At 75.5% G+C, this 16,749-nt stretch carries 15 protein-coding genes; 10 read left to right on the forward strand and 5 right to left on the reverse strand.

Annotated features, from left to right (window positions below):
* Positions 1–37: 37 nt before the first annotated feature.
* Positions 38–343, reverse strand: a complete 306-nt coding sequence (locus ABZ495_RS01310) for an antibiotic biosynthesis monooxygenase family protein (RefSeq protein WP_329486530.1) — start codon at positions 341–343, stop codon at positions 38–40.
* Between the two features lie 127 nt (positions 344–470).
* Here ABZ495_RS01310 and ABZ495_RS01315 point away from each other — a divergent pair, with 127 nt between their 5' ends.
* Positions 471–1,166, forward strand: coding sequence for an MSMEG_1061 family FMN-dependent PPOX-type flavoprotein (locus ABZ495_RS01315; RefSeq protein WP_359833857.1), 696 nt, complete (start codon positions 471–473; stop codon positions 1,164–1,166).
* 174 nt (positions 1,167–1,340) lie between these two features.
* Complete coding sequence (locus ABZ495_RS01320; protein WP_359833859.1) at positions 1,341–1,760, forward strand: HIT family protein; 420 nt, start codon at positions 1,341–1,343, stop codon at positions 1,758–1,760.
* Positions 1,761–1,865: 105 nt separating this feature from the next.
* Here ABZ495_RS01320 and ABZ495_RS01325 read toward each other — a convergent pair whose 3' ends face one another.
* Complete coding sequence (locus tag ABZ495_RS01325) at positions 1,866–2,639, reverse strand: GntR family transcriptional regulator (protein WP_352288705.1); 774 nt, start codon at positions 2,637–2,639, stop codon at positions 1,866–1,868.
* 296 nt (positions 2,640–2,935) lie between these two features.
* Here ABZ495_RS01325 and ABZ495_RS01330 point away from each other — a divergent pair, with 296 nt between their 5' ends.
* The 5 genes from ABZ495_RS01330 to ABZ495_RS01350 all read left to right on the forward strand — a co-directional run bounded on the left by ABZ495_RS01330 (position 2,936) and on the right by ABZ495_RS01350 (position 11,031).
* Positions 2,936–4,012 carry a glycoside hydrolase family 19 protein gene (locus ABZ495_RS01330; RefSeq protein ID WP_359833861.1) on the forward strand — a complete coding sequence of 359 codons (1,077 nt, stop codon included), beginning with the start codon at positions 2,936–2,938 and terminating at the stop codon, positions 4,010–4,012.
* Between the two features lie 156 nt (positions 4,013–4,168).
* Positions 4,169–5,242 (forward strand): serine hydrolase domain-containing protein, encoded by a 1,074-nt coding sequence (locus ABZ495_RS01335; RefSeq protein ID WP_359833863.1) that lies wholly within the window; start codon positions 4,169–4,171, stop codon positions 5,240–5,242.
* Between the two features lie 133 nt (positions 5,243–5,375).
* Positions 5,376–6,560 (forward strand): thiolase family protein, encoded by a 1,185-nt coding sequence (locus tag ABZ495_RS01340; RefSeq protein WP_359833865.1) that lies wholly within the window; start codon positions 5,376–5,378, stop codon positions 6,558–6,560.
* 240 nt (positions 6,561–6,800) lie between these two features.
* Positions 6,801–10,427 (forward strand): SpoIIE family protein phosphatase, encoded by a 3,627-nt coding sequence (locus tag ABZ495_RS01345; protein WP_359833867.1) that lies wholly within the window; start codon positions 6,801–6,803, stop codon positions 10,425–10,427.
* A 172-nt stretch (positions 10,428–10,599) separates the two neighbouring features.
* Positions 10,600–11,031, forward strand: a complete 432-nt coding sequence (locus ABZ495_RS01350; RefSeq protein WP_359833870.1) for a nuclear transport factor 2 family protein — start codon at positions 10,600–10,602, stop codon at positions 11,029–11,031.
* Positions 11,032–11,055: 24 nt separating this feature from the next.
* On the opposite strand, the gene ABZ495_RS01355 is transcribed toward ABZ495_RS01350, so the two are convergent.
* The 3 genes from ABZ495_RS01355 to ABZ495_RS01365 form a co-directional block, all read right to left on the reverse strand.
* Positions 11,056–12,123: an S-adenosylmethionine:tRNA ribosyltransferase-isomerase gene (locus tag ABZ495_RS01355; protein ID WP_359833872.1), complete on the reverse strand. Its 1,068-nt coding sequence runs from the start codon at positions 12,121–12,123 to the stop codon at positions 11,056–11,058.
* The gene (locus ABZ495_RS01360) at positions 12,120–12,872 is read right to left on the reverse strand and encodes an SDR family NAD(P)-dependent oxidoreductase (protein ID WP_359808101.1); all 753 of its coding nucleotides are present in this window, start codon (positions 12,870–12,872) and stop codon (positions 12,120–12,122) included. The genes ABZ495_RS01355 and ABZ495_RS01360 overlap by 4 nt, the downstream gene beginning before the upstream one ends.
* A gap of 72 nt (positions 12,873–12,944) precedes the next feature.
* Positions 12,945–13,988: a pseudouridine synthase gene (locus ABZ495_RS01365; protein WP_359833875.1), complete on the reverse strand. Its 1,044-nt coding sequence runs from the start codon at positions 13,986–13,988 to the stop codon at positions 12,945–12,947.
* 121 nt (positions 13,989–14,109) lie between these two features.
* On the opposite strand from ABZ495_RS01365, the gene ABZ495_RS01370 reads away from it, so the two are divergent.
* From ABZ495_RS01370 to ABZ495_RS01380, 3 genes are all read left to right on the forward strand, one after another.
* The gene (locus ABZ495_RS01370) at positions 14,110–15,201 is read left to right on the forward strand and encodes a PP2C family protein-serine/threonine phosphatase (protein WP_359833877.1); all 1,092 of its coding nucleotides are present in this window, start codon (positions 14,110–14,112) and stop codon (positions 15,199–15,201) included.
* A 138-nt stretch (positions 15,202–15,339) separates the two neighbouring features.
* Positions 15,340–15,735, forward strand: coding sequence for a DUF3224 domain-containing protein (locus ABZ495_RS01375; protein WP_359808106.1), 396 nt, complete (start codon positions 15,340–15,342; stop codon positions 15,733–15,735).
* Positions 15,736–15,842: 107 nt separating this feature from the next.
* The gene (locus ABZ495_RS01380; protein WP_359808107.1) at positions 15,843–16,712 is read left to right on the forward strand and encodes a DUF5995 family protein; all 870 of its coding nucleotides are present in this window, start codon (positions 15,843–15,845) and stop codon (positions 16,710–16,712) included.
* The last annotated feature ends 37 nt before the right edge of the window (positions 16,713–16,749 follow it).

Below are 16,749 nucleotides of genomic sequence, written 5' to 3' on the forward strand. Positions count from 1 at the left end.
CCGGCCGGTCACCTGCGCTCCGGGGCGGGGCGGCGTTTCAGGTGGCCGGTACCAGGGTGAAGTGGCTGACCTCGGGCGGGTGCGCGAGGTAGCGCAGCTCGCCCTCCGACCAGACCGGCCGGATCCGCCACATCGGCCCCGCGTACCCGCGCAGCGCCTCCTCGTCGCGCCACCGGCTGAGCACCAGCACCCGGTGGCCGTCCTCCGTCACCGAGCGCAGCAGTTCGCCGCCCAGACAGCCGTCGGTCCGGCCGAGCTGGGGGATCACCTGCGTGGCGAGCACCGCGCAGAACTCCTCGACGTGTCCGGCCATGACCTGCCCGGCCCAGATCCTGACGATCACGTCCACCACCTCCCGCGAAAGTCCTTGGCCCCATTATCGGCGCGGAGCCGCTGGTGGGGAGGGTCCGGCGACTCCCCGGACAGGACCAGGGCGCCGGCCGCCGGACGAGCTTCGCTAAATTCCCGGTATGACCACCACACCGGAGACCGCCGTTCCGTCCAGCACCCCGCCCGAGGCGCCGGAGAGCCTGTTCGCCGCCCTCGGCGCCCAGGCGCTGCGCACCGCGGCGGACCTCCGGGAGGTCTACGAGCAGCCCGGCGACCACGCGCGGCGCAAGCAGGTGGACCACATCCACGAGCCGGCGCGGCAGTTGATCGCCTGCTCCTCGCTGGTCCTCGTGGCGAGCGCGGACGCGGCCGGACGGTGCGACGTCTCGCCGCGCGGCGGGCCGCCCGGGCTGGTGTCGGTGCTGGACGAGCACACCCTGGCCATCCCCGACGCCACCGGGAACAAGCGGCTGGACACCCTGCACAACATCATCGAGACCGGCCGGGTCGGGCTGCTCTTCGTGGTGCCGGGCCGGGACACCACGCTCCGGGTCAACGGGCGCGCCTGCGTCTCCACCGACCCCCGGCTGCTGGAGCAGCTGACGGCGGTCGGCAAGCCGCCGCGCAGCGCCGTCGTGGTGGCGGTCGAGGAGGTGTACGCGCACTGCCCGAAGGCGTTCCTGCGCGGCTCGGCCTGGAAGCCGGACAACTGGCTCGGCAAGGACGAGCAGCCCAGCTCCGCCGAGGTCACCCTGTCCCACCTGCGCGATCCCGGCCTGACCATCGAGATGATCGAGGAGACCGAGCGGCAGTCGCTGCTCTACCGGTACGAGTAGGCGGTCCCGGCCGGGCGGGCCCGCACCGCGCGGCGCCGGCCCGCCCACTCGTGCCGGGCTCAGGCCGCGGCCCCGACGTCCACCACGCTCGCGTCGGCGGCCGGACGGGTGAAGCGGCGCGGATGCGTGGTCCGCGGGCGTGCCCGGCCGGCGGGTGGTGGCTTGAATGGACGGATGGACTGCGTCTTCTGTGCGGTGGTGGCGGGCGAGGAGCCGGCCCACCGGGTGCTGGACGACGAGGCGGCGGTGGCCTTCCTGGACCGGCGTCCGCTCTTCCCCGGCCACGTCCTGGTCGTGCCGCGCGCCCACCACCGCACGCTGGCGGACCTGCCGGCGGCGGAGGTGGGGCCGTTCTTCCTGCGGGTGCGGCGGGTGGCCGCCGCCGTGGAGGCGGGGCTGGGGGCGGCGGGCAGCTTCGTCGCGGCGAACAACCGGATCAGCCAGTCGGTGCCGCACCTGCACGTGCACGTCGTGCCGCGCAATCCGAAGGACGGGTTGCGCGGCTTCTTCTGGCCACGGGGGAAGTACCCGGACGAGGCGGCCGCGGCGGCGGTCGCCGAGCGGCTGCGGGCCGCGCTCGCCGGGCCCGGGTAGCCGGACGGCCCGGGCGTCGGGTCCGCCGGGCCGGCCGGGGGCCCCGGCGCGGTGCGGCCGGGTGCGGCGCGGCCGCGTGCGAGGTGTCCGGCGCCGGACCGGGCGTCAGCCGGCTTCCAGCCGGGTGGTGAAGCTGAACCGGTCGCCCCGGTAGAGCGAGCGGACCCGCTCCAGCGGCACGCCGTCCGCGTCCCTGGTGAGCCGGTGGAGCAGCAGCATCGGCAGGGCGGGCGGGGTGCCGATCAGCAGCGCCTCGCGCGGGGAGGCGAGCACCGTCTCGATCCGCTCGTCGGCCCCGCCGAACTCGATGCCGGCCTTCTCCCGGAGGAAGGCGTAGAAGGACGCCCCGGGGTCGAACTCCCGGTCCAGCGCGGGCACCCGGGCCACCGCCAGGTAGGTGCTCTCCAGGCCGACCCGCTCGCCGTCCGCGAGCAGCACCCGCTCCAGGTGCCAGACCCGCTCGCCCACCGCGATGGCCAGTTGCCCGGCGAGCAGCGGATCGGCGGCGAACCGCTCCAGCCCGATCAGGTTGCGGCCGGGCAGCCGCCCCTGGCGGCGGACGCCCTCGGTGTAGCTGGCCAGCGAGAGCGGCTGCTCCAGCTTCGGCCCGGCGACCACGGTGCTGCGGCCTCGGCGGCGGACCCGGCCCTGGATCAGCAGATCGCGCAGTGCCTGGCGGAGGGTCTCCCGGGCCACCTCGAAGCGGGCCGCGAGATCGCGCTCGGTCGGCAGCACACCGCCCTCGCCGAGCTCGTCCAGCAACTCCTCCAGCCGGCCCTTGACGGCGTAGTACTTGGGCACCCGACCGTGGTCGGGGATGCCCGACCTGATCGGCGCGCCGGGACCGGCCGGGGCGGCCGGCCCGGGAGTCTCTTCCATGGCGCCATCCTCGCAGACTCCGCGGCACCGTCCGGTTCCGGCCGAATTCGCCCCGAACCCCCGTCATGCTCTTGACAGGTATAGACCATTCCGCTTGAGTCTGGGGTTAACCCCGCACGGCCCGCACCGGCCCGTACCCCCGGCCGGCCCGCACCTCGCCCGGCCGCATCCCGGTCGGCCGCACCTCGGGCGGCCCGTCCCCCACGACGCGCCGCACACCACGGGGCCGCGCGCTCCCTGTCACGACCCACCTCCCTCCACGACCGTGCGGCCCCCACCGCACAAGGGGTGATCAAGTGTCAACGAAACGCCTGCTCGCACTGCTGTCCGCGCTGGTCACGGCGCTGGCCGTGTTCCTGCTGCTGCCCGCCTCGGCGGCCAACGCGGCCGCCTGCGCCACGCCGTGGAACGCGTCCACCGCGTACACCGGCGGCGCGGCCGTCTCCTACAACGGGCACAACTGGTCCGCCAAGTGGTGGACCCAGAACGAGACCCCGAGCACCGCCGGCACCGGCGTCTGGGCCGACCAGGGCTCCTGCGGCGGCTCGACCGACCCGACGCCGACCCCCGGCGGCTGCGTCTACCCGGACTGGGTCGCCGGACGCGCGTACACCACCGGCGCGGTCGTCCGCTACACCAACGGCGGGTACTACCGGGCCACCCACGACAACCCGGGCTACGACCCGGTGATCAGCACCTGGTACTGGGAGCCGTACAGCTGCGGCCCGACCACCCCCACCACCCCGAACCCCGGCGGGTTCCCGGTCAGCCAGGCGCAGTTCAACCAGATGTTCCCGAACCGGAACTCCTTCTACACCTACCAGGGGCTGCTCGACGCGCTCAGCGCCTACCCGGCCTTCGCGAACACCGGCGGCGACACCGTCCGCAAGCAGGAGGCCGCGGCCTTCCTCGCCAACGTGAACCACGAGACCGGCGGGCTGGTCTACGTGGTCGAGCAGAACACGGCCAACTACCCCCACTACTGCGACAGCTCGCAGCCGTACGGGTGCCCGGCCGGGCAGGCCGCGTACTACGGGCGCGGTCCGATCCAGCTGAGCTGGAACTTCAACTACAAGGCCGCCGGCGACGCCCTGGGCATCGACCTGCTGCACAACCCCGGCCTGGTGCAGACCGACCCGGCGGTGGCCTGGAAGACCGCCCTCTGGTACTGGAACACCCAGACCGGCCCGGGCACCATGACCCCGCACAACGCCATGGTCAACGGGGCCGGCTTCGGCGAGACGATCCGCAGCATCAACGGCTCGCTGGAGTGCAACGGCGGCAACCCGGCGCAGGTGCAGAGCCGGATCAACGCCTACCAGTCCTTCACCCAGATCCTCGGCACCGTCCCGGGCCCGAACCTGGGCTGCTGACGCCGCGCCAGGGGCGACTCCGCCCCGCTACGCCCCGCTGCTCCCCCCGCACGTCAGGGGGAGCAGCGGGGCGTACTCCTGACGGAGGACCGGCGGGGGCGGGAATCGTCGTCCGGGCGGACGACCGGGCTTCGCCGGACACCTAGGCTCGAAGCCATGAACGACCTTGGCAGCCTTGTCCAACAGACCGCCGACCGGCTCGCGACCCAGCAGGTCGGCGTGGTGGTCGCCGGCCTGGCCGGCGGCGCGGTGGAGATCCGGGGCGCCGGGAGCACCGCCGCCGGCCGGCCCGGTGACGTGCCCGGCCCGCGGACGGTCTTCGAAATCGGTTCGGTGACCAAGGTGTTCACCTCGCTCGCGCTGGCCCGAATGGCGCTCGACGGCTCGACGGCGCTCGACGAACCGCTGGCGGACGTCCTGGCGGGCGCCCTGCCGGCCGGGGTGAGGGTGCCGGCCAGGCGCGGCAGGCCGATCGCGCTGCGGCACCTCGCCACCCACACCTCCGGCCTGCCCCGGCTGCCCGCCGGGATGCTGCTGCCCGCACTGCTCCGCCCGAACAAGCCGGACCCGTACCGCGACTGCACCTCCGACATGCTGCTCACCGGGCTCGCCCGGACCAGACCCCGGGCCGCTCCCGGGCGGGGCTTCCGCTACTCCAACCTCGGCGCCGGGCTGCTCGGCCTGGCGCTGGCCCACCGGGCCGGCACCGGGTACGAGGAACTGGTGACCCGGGAGGTCTGCGAACCGCTCGGGCTCACCGACACGGTGATCCGCGTCGACGGGGAGCGGGCCGGCCGGCTCGCCCAGGGCCACACGCCCGGGCGCCGACCGGTGCCCGGCTGGCAGCTGGCCGACCTCGCCGGCGCCGGCGGGCTCCGCTCGACCGCCGCCGACCTGGCGGTACTGCTCCGGGCCCAGCTGGCCTGCGGCACGGACGGCGGCGAGCCCCTGGCGCCGGCGATCGCCCTCACCCGGGAGGTGGAGCACCGGGTCAACCCGTTCGCCTGGGTGCACCTCGGCTGGCTCGGCCACCGGCTGCACCCCCGCCAGGGCGGCCACCTGCAGATCTGGCACAACGGCGGGACGGGCGGCTTCGGCTCCTTCGTCGCCTTCGACCCCGAGAAGCAGGTGGGCGTGATCGCCCTGGCCAACACCCGCCGCTCGGTCGATCCGGGCGGCATAGCCCTGCTGCGGACCCTGCAGAGCCATTACCCGGAGGCCGCCGCCTGACCGGACCCGAGGACGGACGAGGTTCGATGGTTGGATTTCCAAACCCAATCCCCTATGGTGGATTCGACTTTCCAACTACCCTCGTGCCCCGGGCCCGACCGCCCGGAGCCCCTCGCAGAGGAAGGCGGCCGTCATGCGTGACGCCGTAATCGTCGAAGCTGTCCGCACCCCCATCGGCAAGGGCAAACCGGGGGGCGCGCTCTCCGCCGTCCACCCGGTGGAACTGCTCGCGCACACCCTCCGGACCCTGGTCGGACGCAGCGGGATCGACCCGGCCCTGGTCGACGACGTGATCGGCGGCTGTGTCGACCAGGTCGGCGAGCAGGCCATGAACACCACCCGCTACGCCTGGCTGGCGGCCGGCCTGCCGGAGTCCGTCCCGGCGACCACCGTGGACCGGCAGTGCGGCTCCTCCCAGCAGGCCGTCCACTTCGCCGCCCAGGGCGTGATCGCGGGCGCGTACGACCTGGTGGTGGCCTGCGGCGTCGAGTCGATGAGCCGGGTGCCGATGTGGTCCAACGTGCCCCCCGGCGCGGACCCGTTCAGCGCCGCGATCAACGCCCGCTACCCCGGTGGGCTCATCCCCCAGGGCGTCAGCGCCGAGCTGATCGCCGCCAAGTGGTCCGTCACCCGGGAGGCGATGGACGCCTTCGCCCTCGACTCGCACGCCAAGGCCGCGCACGCCCACGCCGCCGGCTGGTTCGAGGCGGAGCTGGCCCCGGTGCCGACGCCCACGGGGATCGTCACGAGGGACGAGTCGGTGCGTCCGGGCAGCACGCCCGAGGTGCTCGCCGGACTGCGGCCCTCCTTCACCGACCCCGCCATGGCCGAGCGGTACCCGCAGATCCAGTGGTCGGTGACGCCCGGCAACAGCAGCCCGATCAACGACGGCGCCTCGGCGGTGCTGATCACCAGCAGCGAGACGGCCGCCCGGCTGGGCCTGCGCCCGCTGGCCCGGCTGCACTCCTTCGCGGTGACCGGTTCGGACCCGCTGCTGATGCTCACCGGCGTGCTCCCCGCCACCGAGAAGGTGCTGCGGCGGTCCGGGCTCTCGCCGGCGGACATCGACCTGTTCGAGGTGAACGAGGCGTTCGCCTCGGTGGTGCTGGCCTGGCTCCAGGAGACCGGGGTCGACCCGGCCAAGGTCAACGTGAACGGCGGCGCGATCGCGCTCGGCCACCCGCTCGGGGCGAGCGGCACCCGGCTGATGACCACCCTGGTGCACGCGATGCGCCGGCGCGGCGCGCGCTACGCCCTGCAGACCATGTGCGAGGCGGGCGGCCTGGCCAACGCCACCGTCCTGGAGGCACTGGACTGACCCGCTGGACCGACCGCGGTGGCGGACGGCCACGGGGCGGGCGGCTCGGGGCGGGCGGCGGTGCCCCGGCGGAGTGCGCGGGGCGGGGGTGCGGGGGTCGTGGGAAGATGGCAGGGCTGGCAGAAACGATCTCCGGGCGGTTCTCTGGCCATGGTGAACGAGCAACGTGATACCGGCGGCTCCGAGGGGCCACGCCCGGGGCCACCGGGCGCCGGGGGGTCGCGTCAGGACGCCCTGCTGATGGTCCCGATCGCGACCGCCCTGATCGAGGCGGACGGGCGGATCCTGCACTGGAGCAATGACGCCGAGGCGCTGCTCGGTTACAGCGCCGAGGAGGCGATCGGCTCGCTGGCCGCGCAGCTGCTGGCCACCGACGACCAGCGGCCCGAGGTCCTGGAGCTCTTCCAGGAGATCGTCGACGGCCGCGGCTGGTCGGGCGTCTTCCCGGTCCGGCACCGGGACGGCCACTACGTGAACCTGGAGTTCCGCACCCACCCGATCTCCGGCCCCGGCGGCAGTCCGCTGGTGCTGGCCGTCGCGTCCGACGTCACGACGCTGCGCCGGATCCAGGCGGACCTCGCCGTCCTGGACGGGTTCTTCACGCAGTCCCCCGTCGGCATGGCCGTGTACGACAGCCGGCTGGCCTTCGTCCGGCTGAACGACGCACTGGCCCGGGTCAACGGCCTGCCCGTCGAGGCGCACCTGGGCCACCGCCTCACCGAACTGCTGCCCGGCATCAACGGCACCGAGAGCGAGGAGGTGATGCGGCAGGTGCTGGAGAGCGGCGATCCGGTCGTGGACGCCCGCTCGCACGGCCGCACCCCCGGCGACCCGACGCACGACCACGCCTGGTCGGCCTCCTACTTCCGGCTGGAGGACCCGGGCGGCGAGGTCCTCGGGGTCAGCTCGACGCTCATCGACATCACCGAACGGTTCCGCGCGGACGCCCGGGCCGCCCGTGCCCAGGAGCGGCTGGCGCTGCTCGTCGACGCCACCGCCTCCATCGGCACCACCCTGGACCTGCGGCAGACCGCCCGGGAGCTGGCCGACGCGATGGTGCCCAGGGTCGCCGACATCAGCGGCGTGTTCGCGCTGGAGGCCCTGGTCGCCGGGCGCACCGTGGAGCCGCTCGACCCGTCCGTCCCGCACCTGGTCCGCCGGCTGGCGCTCGCCACCACCGACCCGCTCTACCCCGCCGAGGCGCTGCCGGTGGACTCGGTGTACGAGCTGTCGCCGGACTCCCCGTACGGGAGGGCGCTGGCGACCGGGCGGACGGTGGTGACGCCGTCCTGGGAGCTGCCGCCACTGAGTTCGGCGATCACCGAGAGCCGCCGACAGGCCTACCTCGGCGACCGGCCCCGCTCGGTGCGGATCACCCCGCTGGTGGCGCGCGGCACCACGCTCGGCATGGTGGTGTACTCCCGGCGCGGCGAACGGGAGGCGTTCGCCGAGGCGGACATCACGCTCGGTGACGAGCTGGCCTCGCGGGCCGCCGTCGCCATCGACAACGCCCGGCTCTACCTGCGCCAGCACCAGACGGTGCTCGCCCGCCAGCAGGCGCTGCGCGAGGCGAAGGCCGCGCAGGAACGGCTGGCCCTGGTCAACGTCGCCTCGGCGCGGATCGGCACCACCCTCGACCTGGCCCAGACCGCGAAGGAGCTGGCCGAGGTCGCGACGCCCCGGCTGGCCGACACCGTGGTGGTGGAGGTGCTGGACGACCTGGTGCGCGGCGAGCGCGAGGTCCGCACCCCGGCGGACGGCTCAGCCGTGCTGCGCCGGATGGCGTTCCACTCGGCGCACGGCTCGACGCTGGAGCCGATCGACCGCTCCGGCGGGGTGCAGCGGTTCGCGCCCGGCTCGCCGTACGCGTGGAGCCTCGCCCACCGCAAGCCGGTGCTGGTGCCGCGGATGGACGAGGAGGGGATGGCCTGGTTCGCCGACGACCCCGTCCGCACCGCGGCCGCGCGGGAGCAGAACGTCCTCTCGTTCATGGTGGTGCCGCTGATCGCCCGCGGCTCGCCGGTCGGCGTCGCCGCCTTCTACCGGACGGTGGTCGAACGACCCTACGAGGACGACGACCTGGCGCTCGCCGGGGAGCTGGCGGTCCGGGCGGCCGTCTCGATCGACAACGCGCTGCTGTTCACCCGGGAGCGCGACGCGGCCGCCGCCCGCCAGCGCGCCCTGGACGAGGCCTGGGCGGCCCAGCAGCGGCTCTCCCTGCTCAACGAGGCGAGCACCCGGATCGGCACCACGCTCGATCTGCACCGCACCGCCGAGGAGTTGGTGGAGGTGGTGATCCCGCGGTTCGCCGACTTCGTCACCGTCGACCTGCGCGACGCGGTGCTCGGCGGCGAGGATCCGAGCCCGGTACCGGACGACGGTTCCGTCCTGATGCGGGCGGTCGCCGTCGGCGAGGCCGGCCCGGACGGCACCATGGCGGCCGCCGCCGACCAGGTGGGCGCCACCTCGCAGTCCGCCCAGGTGTACGCGCAGAGCCTGCGCACCGGCCGGTCGATCCTGGTCTCGGAGGTGGACGAGACGGCGCTGCGCGGGATCGTGGCCGCGCCGGACCGGGTGCAGCCGGGCCTGGACGCCGGGGTGCACTCCTATCTGATGGTGCCGCTGCTGGCCCGCGGGATGGTGCTGGGCGGCGCGGAGTTCCTGCGGACCAGGAACCCGGTGCCGTACGGGCCGGCGGACCGCGCCCTCGCCGAGGAGCTGGCCGCGCGGACGGCGCTCGCGATGGACAACGCCCGGCTCTACCGCCGCGAACGGGACACCGCGCTCACCCTGCAGCGCAGCCTGCTGCCGCAGGAGATCCACCGCGCGATCGGGCTGGAGATCGCCTACCGCTACCTGCCCAGCAGCGTGGTCAGCGAGGTCGGCGGCGACTGGTTCGACATCGTCCCGCTCTCCTCCGGCCGGGTCGCGCTGGTGGTCGGCGACGTGATGGGCCACGGCATCCGGGCCGCCGCCACGATGGGCCAGCTGCGCACCGTGGCACGGACGTTGATTACCCTCGACCTCGACCCGGAACGGGTGATGCACCGGCTCGACGAGGCCACCGCGGAGATCGGCGAGGGCCAGTTCGCCACCTGCGTCTGCGTGATCTACGACCCGGTGGACCGGCGCTGCACCGCCGCCTGCGCGGGCCACCTGCCGCCGGTGGTGGCCGACGCCGACGGCCGGGCCCAGCTGGTCGAACTGCCCCCGGGCGCACCGCTCGGCGTCGGCGGGGTCCCCTTCGAGAGCATCGAGTTCACGCTCCCGGAGGACGGCATCCTGGCGCTCTACACGGACGGCCTGGTCGAGCGCCGGGGCCGCGACCTCGACGAGGGCCTGGACCTGCTCTGCCGGACCGTCGGCGACCGGCACCGCACGCTGGAGCAGACCTGCGACGCCGTGCTCGCCCAACTCACCGGCCGCACCAGCGAGGACGACATCGCGATCATCCTGGCCCAGGCCCGGCCGACCGGCACCGACCGGATCGCCACCCTCTCCCTCAGCGACGACCACGCGATGGTCGCGCACTCCCGCCGCTTCACCCGGGAGACGCTGACCGGCTGGGGCCTGGGCGCGCTCGCCGACTGGACCGAACTGCTCACCAGCGAGCTGATCACCAACGCGCTGGTGCACGCCGGATCCCCCGTCCAGCTGCGGCTGTTCCACAACCGGGTGCTCACCGTGGAGGTCGCCGACCGGGACAGCGAGTCGCCGCGGATCCGCCGCGCCCAGGAGGAGGACGAGGGCGGGCGCGGCATGCACCTGGTCAACGAACTCGCGCACCGCTGGGGCACCCGCCGCACCCGGGAGGGCAAGGTGGTCTGGTTCGAGCTGGAGCTGCCGCCGGGCAGCCGGCCCTGGTAGCTCCTCCCCGGCCGCGCACCCGCCCCGGCCTGGTACGACAACCGGTCCTTGTCGCCGCCCACGCCGGGTTGTTGGCCCGCCCGGCGGCCGGGCGGTTGGCTTGGTCCCACAGGACGGCGCGGCCGGGCGAGGGGCCCGGCGACCGTCCCGGACCGCAACCCGAGGAGCCGTCGTGAACCGAGCCGTCGTGAACCAGCTGGACCCCCGCACCGTCGTGGAGCGCTACGTCACCGCCGTCGCCGAGGGCGACCTGCCCACCGCGGCTGCCTCGTTCGCCGAGGACGCCACCTGGTCCTACCCGGGCGACCTGCCGCTGTCCGGGGTCTGGCGCGGCCGGACCGCCATCCTCGACGACTTCCTCGGCTCGGTGGGCACGCTGTTCGCGCCCGGCACCCCGCTGGAGGTGACGCTGACCGGTCTGCTCGCCGACGGCCCGCAGGTGGTCGCCGAGTGGACCGCGCGGGGGACGGCGGCCAACGGCGCCGCCTACCACAACCGGTGCCTGGGCGTCTTCTCCGTCGAGAACGGCCTGATCACCGCCGTCCGCGAGTACCTCGACACCGACCACGCGGCGCGCACGCTCTTCGCGCCCGCGGCCGGCTGACGGCCGGCCGCCGCCCGACCGGGCCTAGTCCGGCAGCAGCAGGTTGACGTCGCCGAACTCGTGCCACAGGTAGCGCTCGTGGACGGCCGCCGCGTAGCAGCGTTCGAGCAGCGGCCGGCCGGCCACCGCGGCGAGCATCAGCAGATGGGACGCGCGGGGCTCGTGCCAGCCGGTGAGCAGGCCGTCCACCGCGCGCACCCCGCGCTCGGGGGTGACCACCAGTTCGGTCCAGCCCTCGGCCTCCCGGACGCTCCCGTCCGGCCCGACCGCCGACTCCAGGGCCCGGACGGCGGTGGTGCCGACCGCGATCACCCGCCCGCCACCGGCCCGGACGTGGCCGACCAGCCGGGCCGTGGCGGCCGGTACCCGGAACCACTCGGCGTACGGCGCCTCGTGCGCCTCCGGCGAGGCGACACCGGTGTGCAGCGTGATCGGCGCGACCAGCACGCCCCGCCCGGCCAGCCGGGCCACCACCCCGGCGGTGAACGGCCGCGCGGCGCTGGGCATCTCGCTGCTGCCCGGAACGGTGGCGAAGACCGTCTGGTAGGCCTCGATCGGCCAGTCCCGGTCCACGTAGCCGTACCGGATCGCCTTGCCGTGGCGGCCCAGGTAGGGCACCAGCGGTTCGGGCAGGGCGAGTCGGGCGTGCCAGAGCCGGGGCGTGAACGCCTCGACCAGGTCGGCCGCGGCGCCGCCCGGCAGCGCCACCCGCAGCCCCGGCCGGGCCGGGGACTCCTCCGGTGGCCAGAAGGCGGCCGCCGCGCCGGGGGCGGGGCGGCGCAGCTCGACCAGGAAGGCCCCGCGCCGGTCCGGCCGGGCCGTGGAGAGGTGCAGCGCCACGGGGGTGCCGTCGGCCAGCCGGCCGGGCAGCGCGGCGGGCAGGGTCGCCGAGTTGTTCACCACCAGGAGGTCCCCGGGGCGCAGCACCTCGGGGAGCTCGGTGAAGCGGCGGTGCCCGACGGCCGGCCCGCTCCGGCGGCCGACCAGCATCCGCACGCCGTCGCGGGCGGTGCCGCGCGCCTCCGCCGGGGCCCGGGCGGAGAGTTCGGGCGGGACGGTGACGTCGATCCCGGGGTCCGCGGCGGCGGTCATCGCGCGGCCCGCGCACCTGCCGGGAGGTGCGCGGCACGGTAGCGGCCGGAGGGCCGGCTGCCGCCCACCAGGGCGAGCAGCGCGGGCACCACGGTCTCCGGGAGCGGCTCGCCGGAGATGTCCTCGCCCGGGCAGGCGTCCTGGTACATCCGGGTGCGCATGCTGCCCGGGTCCACCGCCCAGACCCGCACCGCCTCCTCCTCCCGGGCCAGCACGGCGGAGGCCTGGTCCAGTGCCGCCTTGCTGGCGCCGTAGCCGCCCCACCCGGGGTAGGCCTCGACGGCCGCGTCCGAGCTGATGTTCAGGACGGCCCCGCCGTGCCGGCGCAGCTGGGGCAGCACGAGCTGGGTGAGCGCGATCGGCGCCAGGGCGTTGACCTCGAAGGTCTCCAGCAGATCGGGCAGCGGGACGTCGGCGAGGCGGGGCAGCGGGACGTCGGTCGTGTCGGAGCCGTTGAGCGTGCCGGCGTTGTTGACCAGGAGCCGTGCTCCGCCGAGACCGGCGGCCGCCTCGGCGAGGCGGGCCCGGTGGCCGTCGTCGACGACCGAGCCGGCCGGCGCGACCACCGTGGTGACGGCGGCCAGTTCGGTCTCGACGGCGGAGAGTTCGGCCGCGTCGCGGGCGGTGATCACCAGCTGCCAGCCGTCGGCGGCGAGCGCCCGGGCCAGCGCCCGGCCGAGGCCGCGCGAGGCACCGGTGACCACGGCGACGGGGGCGGCGGATCCTGCGGTGTGCTGAGGTGCGTTCATGGCACCACGATCGCTCCGGGGCGGTCCGGTGCGGATCGGACCGCAGGCCGGGGGGCCGGTGGTCCGTTCGGCCTAGATCGCCGGACCGAGGCCCGGGCCGTGGTCCCGGTCGGAGTCCTCGTCGGAGTCCCGGTCCGGGTCCCGGGCCGGACGGGGTGCGGGGACCGGCGCGTCGGCGGCCTCCCAGGACTGCGGATCGGCCCAGGCGGCCAGGGTGCGGCGGGTCTCGAAGCGGTGCGGCCGGCCGGTCAGCGGGTCGGTGAACTCGACCACGGAGGCGAGCAGTTGCAGCGGCCGGCGGAAGTCGTCCGGGGCCGGCTCGGGCAGCACCACCGGGTACACCGGATCCCCCAGGATCGGCACCCCGAGGCCGCTCATGTGCAGCCGCAGCTGGTGGGTGCGCCCGCTGAGCGGCCGCAGCCGGTAGCGGCCCAGACCGTCCCGGTGCTCGACCAGGTCGATCCGGCTCTCGCTGTTGGGCGGGGCGTCCAGCTCCCGCGCCGCGATCACGCCGCGCTCCTTGACGATGTGGCTGCGGACCGTACGGGGCAGCGCGAGCGCCGGATCGTGCGGTGCGACGGCCTGGTACTCCTTGCGCACCAGCCGGTCCCGGAAGAGCGTCTGGTAGGCGCCCCGGTCCTCCGGCCGCACCACGAACATCGCCAGGCCCGCCGTCAGCCGGTCCAGCCGGTGCGCCGGGCTGAGCGCGGGCAGGTCGAGCCCGTGCCGCAGCCGGGAGAGCGCCGTCTCGACGACGTGCCGGCCGCGCGGGGTGGTGGCCAGGAAGTGCGGCTTGTCGACCACCACCAGGTGGTCGTCCCGGTACAGCACCTCCAGCTCGAACGGGACGGGGACCTCCGCGGGCAGGTCCCGGTAGAGCCAGAGGTGACCGGCGGGGCGGAACGGCTCCTCCGGCCCGATCGGGCCGTCCAGGCCGACGATCTCGCGCCCGCGCAGCAGCGCGTCGATCCGCGCCGGGTCGACGGTCGGCAACCGCTCGGCCAGGTAGGCGCGCACCGTCGGCCACGGCCCCTCGGCGGGCAGCCGCAGGTGCACCGGGTCCACCCCGCGGCGCTGCGGGAGGGGTGCGGTCGGTGCCTTGCGCTTGCGTCTCATCTCACCGCCACCCTAACCGGGGCCGCCGCGGCTCCCGGGGCCCGGCCGGATGCCCGAGGTGCCGGGGACGGCCGGGCCGGTGGAGAGTGGACAGTGGGCCCCGCCCACCGGAGGTGTACGCGTGACCAGAGACGGCCCGGAGGACGCGCTGCCGGCGTTGCGCCTGCCCCGGCGGGCCAAGCGGCTACTCGGCTGCGCGTTCCTGCTGCTGGTCGCGGCCGTGGTGGCCGACCTGATCACCGGGCCGGGGACGACGCTCTCCCCCGTGCTCGCGGTGGCGCCGATGCTGGCGGGGGCGATCACCCGCTCGGCCCGGGTACCCCTGTTCGCCGGGGCGGTCGCCACCGCCGCCGTGGTGCTGCTGGAGCTCAGCAACAGCGGGCTGCCGCTGTCCGTGCACCTCGCCGCGCTGATCACCGTCCTGGCCGCCACCCTGGCCAGTGCCGCCAACGTCGTCCTGGTGGCGGCCCGGGAGCGCGAACTCACCCAGGTCCGGACGGTGGCCGAGGCGGCGCAGCGGGCCCTGCTGCGCCCGCCGCCGGAACGGCTCGGACCACTGCGGGTGGCCGTGCGGTACGCCGCCGCGGCGGCCGAGGCGCGGATCGGCGGGGACCTCTACGAGGTGGTGGACACCCCGCACGGGATCCGGATCCTGCTGGGGGACGTCCAGGGCCACGGGCTCCCGGCGGTGGAGACCGCCACGGACGTGCTGGGCGTGTTCCGGGAGGCCGCGCGGACCGAGCCCGACCTGGTCCGGGTGGCGGAGCGGCTGGACGCCGCGCTGTCCGGGCGCCGGGTCAACGAGCGCTTCGCGACCGCCTTCCTGCTGGACGTGGCCCCGGCCGGCGGGCCGGCCCGTTTCGTCAACTGCGGGCATCCGCACCCGCTGCTGCGCCGCGCCGGCCGGGTGACCGAGCTGGCTCCGCCGCTGCACGCCCCGCCGCTGGGCCTGCTCGGGCTGATCGGCGGGCACTACCGGGCGGGCGGCTTCGAGCCACTCCCGGGGGACCTGCTGATCCTCTACACCGACGGCGTCTCGGAGGCCCGCGACACCGCGGACCGGTTCTACCCGCTGGCGGAGCGGCTCGCCGCGCTGCCGGCGACCGGCCCCGGGGACGTCCTGGACGCGCTGCTCGCCGAGGTCGGCGACTGGGTCGGCACCGCCGGGCCGACCGACGACGCGGCGCTCCTCGCCCTGCGCTGGGAGCAGTGAGCGGTGTCCCGGGAGCGGTGAGCCCCGGCCCGGGTACGGTGACCGCCCGCCGTCCGGGCCGTTGTCGGTCCCCCGTGCCAGGCTGTGGACGCGACCGGCGCGGTGCCGGCCGAGCAGCGGCGTCGAGGGGACAGTGCCATGGGCCGGAGCACGCACGGATCGTTCCAGCTGACCGCCTTCGAGCCGGAGGAGACGGACGAGCAGCCGGGCGCCACGCTCGGCCGGATCCGGATCACCAAGGAGTTCACGGGCGGCCTGACCGGCAGCAGCGTGGTGCGGATGCTCTCCGTGCTGGACGGCGCGGGCGGACCGGCCGCGTACGTCGCGGTGGAGCGGTTCACCGGCGAGCTGGACGGGCGCAAGGGCTCGTTCGTGCTCCAGCACGCGGCGCCGGGCAGCCAGGGCGAGCCGCTCGCCATCCGGGTGGTGGCGGGCACCGGGGTGGGCGAGCTGGCCGGGATCACCGGCACCTTCGAGCTGTCGGTGGACGACGAGGGCGGCCACACCTACGCCCTGGAGTACGAGCTGGGCTGACGGCACCGGGCGCGCACCGGCCCGGCCTCCGCGCGGCGCCCGACCGTTCACCCGGGCCGCTGTCACGATGATGCGATCAGTGCACGATCGACATCGGAGGGTGACGCATGCCCGGTACGGCGGCCTCGGTGACGGGGGCAGGAGCAGGAGCAGGGGCACCGGCAACGCGGACGGTCGACGAGGTGCTCGGCCGGCTGCGGGCGATCGGGGCCGGACTGCCCCCGGACGACGGCGTGGCGGTGTTCAACCGGATGTACCTCACCGTCACGGACGCGGTGCGCCGCCGGCTGGCGCGCCCGGAGCGCTCACGCGGCGCCCCGGACCGCCCCGGCCGCCCGTACTTCGCCGACCCGGCCGGGATGGCCGAGCTGGACGTCGTCTTCGCCGGGCGCTACCTGCTGGCCCTGGACGCCGAGGCGGCCGGGCGGCCGGTACCGGCCTGCTGGCGGCCGCTCTTCGCCCTGCGGGCGCACCGGGGCGTGCACCCGCTGCAGTTCGCGCTGGCCGGGATGAACGCCCACATCCAGCACGACCTGCCGCTCGCCGTGCTCGACACCTGCCGGCGGCTCGGCTGCGGGCCCGAGCGGCTCGCCGGGGACTACCACCGGGTCAACGACCTGCTGGCCGGGGTGGAGACGGCCGTCCGGGAGCAGCTGATGCCCGGGCCGGACGCCCTGGAGCGGGCCGAGCCGCTGACGCACCTGCTGGGCACCTGGTCGGTCGACACCGCCCGCGAGGCGGCCTGGGCGACCGTCCGCGTGCTCTGGCAGCTGCGCGGCGTGCCGTCGGCCGCCGCGGCGCTCGCCGCCGCGCTGGACACCTCGGTCGGCCTGCTCGGCCGTGCCCTGCTCACCCCGCTCGGCCCGGACCGGCCCCGCGCCGGGGGCGCGGCACCCCCGGCGGACGGGCCGCCCGCTCCCGAGCGGCCGGCGGCCGGCCGGCTCCCCGTGGCGAGGAACCGGCCGGCCGTCGGTTGACCGTGCGTCGGGCGCCTGGTCCCTCCTCGGTCCGGAC

This window comes from Kitasatospora sp. NPDC005748, assembly GCF_040630735.1.
In the GTDB taxonomy this organism is placed as follows: domain Bacteria; phylum Actinomycetota; class Actinomycetes; order Streptomycetales; family Streptomycetaceae; genus Kitasatospora.

Coding starts and splice junctions, on each gene's coding strand:
- ABZ495_RS01325 (WP_352288705.1), bottom strand. CDS start 2,639: ATGGAAGAGACTCCCGGGCCGGCCGCCCCGGCCGGTCCCGGCGCGCCG.
- ABZ495_RS01345 (WP_359833867.1), top strand. CDS start 6,801: ATGGTCCCGATCGCGACCGCCCTGATCGAGGCGGACGGGCGGATCCTG.
- ABZ495_RS01340 (WP_359833865.1), top strand. CDS start 5,376: ATGCGTGACGCCGTAATCGTCGAAGCTGTCCGCACCCCCATCGGCAAG.
- ABZ495_RS01375 (WP_359808106.1), top strand. CDS start 15,340: ATGGGCCGGAGCACGCACGGATCGTTCCAGCTGACCGCCTTCGAGCCG.
- ABZ495_RS01320 (WP_359833859.1), top strand. CDS start 1,341: ATGGACTGCGTCTTCTGTGCGGTGGTGGCGGGCGAGGAGCCGGCCCAC.
- ABZ495_RS01380 (WP_359808107.1), top strand. CDS start 15,843: ATGCCCGGTACGGCGGCCTCGGTGACGGGGGCAGGAGCAGGAGCAGGG.
- ABZ495_RS01365 (WP_359833875.1), bottom strand. CDS start 13,988: ATGAGACGCAAGCGCAAGGCACCGACCGCACCCCTCCCGCAGCGCCGC.
- ABZ495_RS01335 (WP_359833863.1), top strand. CDS start 4,169: ATGAACGACCTTGGCAGCCTTGTCCAACAGACCGCCGACCGGCTCGCG.
- ABZ495_RS01315 (WP_359833857.1), top strand. CDS start 471: ATGACCACCACACCGGAGACCGCCGTTCCGTCCAGCACCCCGCCCGAG.
- ABZ495_RS01360 (WP_359808101.1), bottom strand. CDS start 12,872: ATGAACGCACCTCAGCACACCGCAGGATCCGCCGCCCCCGTCGCCGTG.
- ABZ495_RS01355 (WP_359833872.1), bottom strand. CDS start 12,123: ATGACCGCCGCCGCGGACCCCGGGATCGACGTCACCGTCCCGCCCGAA.